At 70.2% G+C, this 1,378-nt stretch carries 1 protein-coding gene; it reads right to left on the bottom strand.

Annotated elements, in window-relative coordinates:
- Window positions 1–7: 7 nt before the first annotated feature.
- Complete coding sequence (locus ACFYTE_RS42380) at window positions 8–1,084, bottom strand: IS110 family transposase (RefSeq protein WP_388722672.1); 1,077 nt, start codon at window positions 1,082–1,084, stop codon at window positions 8–10.
- Between the last annotated feature and the right edge of the window lie 294 nt (window positions 1,085–1,378).

Here is a 1,378-nt window from a genome sequence, read left to right as displayed (position 1 = left end):
GAAGCTTCTATGTCCCGTCAACCCCCAACTCAGCCGCGGCGGCGTTGAGGTGGCGGTAGAGGCGTCGGGCGAGGTAGCGCTTGAGGCAGCGGCGGATCTCGCGGTCTGTCTTGCCTTCGGCGCGTCGTCGGTCTGCGTAGGCGCGGGTCTGGGGGTGGTGGAGCATGCGGACCATGGCGATGACGTTCAGGGCGCGGTTGAGTCGCCTGTCGCCGCCGCGGTTGAGCCGGTGGCGGGTGGTGTTTCCCGAGGACGCTGGTATGGGGTTCACGCCCGCGAGCGCGGCGAATGCGGCTTCGTCACGAACCCGTCCTGGGTGGGACCAGGCGACCAGGACGGTGGCTGCGGTGACGGGGCCGATGCCGGTCTCCTGGAGGAGGTCGGCGGCGGGGCTGGCGTCGACGAGTTCGCTGGTCCGGTTCATGTTGTCCGAGAGCTCGGTATCGAGGGCGAGGATCCTCTTGGCGAGCCGGACGGCCTCGGTGCGGGCGGTGGTGGTTGCAAGGTCCTCCTCGCGGGGACGCCAGCGGGCGATCTCGCCTATCTTCTTCGCGCCGAGGGGACGCCGGGCGTCGACGCCGAGGTCGGCGACGCGCACGAGGGCGGTCAGGGCGTTCACCGCCCGGGTCCGCTCACTGGTGAGCTCGTCCCGGGCGGTGAGGAGGATCTGGGCTGCTGCCCGGATGCCCTCATCCAGCCGGGGGGTGCGCAACTGTTCTTCGCTCAACGGGATTACGGCTGCGGCGATGCGTCGGGCGTCGATCGGGTCGGACTTGCCGACCCCACGCCGGCCGGTGCGGCCCATGCGGGCGGCTTCAGCCACCTGGTAGCCGGCGAGTGCCGCCTGGCGGGCGATCTGGGCCCCGTAGCTGCCGACGCCCTCGATGACCCACAGGGCGCTGAGGTCCCCGCCGGTGCGGCGTGCGGCCCAGGCGATCGCACGGGCCCGGCCAGCATGGGTGTTGGGGAAGGTCTCCGTGCCCAGATGCTCGCCGTTGACGGCGAGCACGGCGTAGGTATGAGTCCTGGCGTGGGTGTCGACGCCGATGACGAACGAACGTGTGTGGGCGACAATCGTGTCCACGCGATCCGCGTTCCTCTCCGTGAGACGCTGGTCCCGGTCGCCGCAGACCGGTGCCGTGCCCGGGAGAGGTCACTTCGAGGCAGAACTGTGACGGGCCACGACCCGTGGGGGTCGGGCAGGCTTCTATCAGGCCACCGATGTGGGCCGGGTCGGCGCCGGCCACCCACCACAGTCGGACAGTTCATTAGCAAGGCACCCTTGGGGGCCACTGTTGTCACGAGTCACGACTGCGGTGAGGCGACCGACGTCAACCCTGCCAGCCGGTCCCGGACCAGCCGCCCAACAGACTCACAG

The organism is Streptomyces sp. NPDC004629 (assembly GCF_042873595.1).
Lineage (GTDB): Bacteria > Actinomycetota > Actinomycetes > Streptomycetales > Streptomycetaceae > Streptomyces.
The sequence above is the reverse complement of the archived record's forward strand: the minus strand, read 5'-3'. Positions and strand labels throughout refer to the sequence as shown.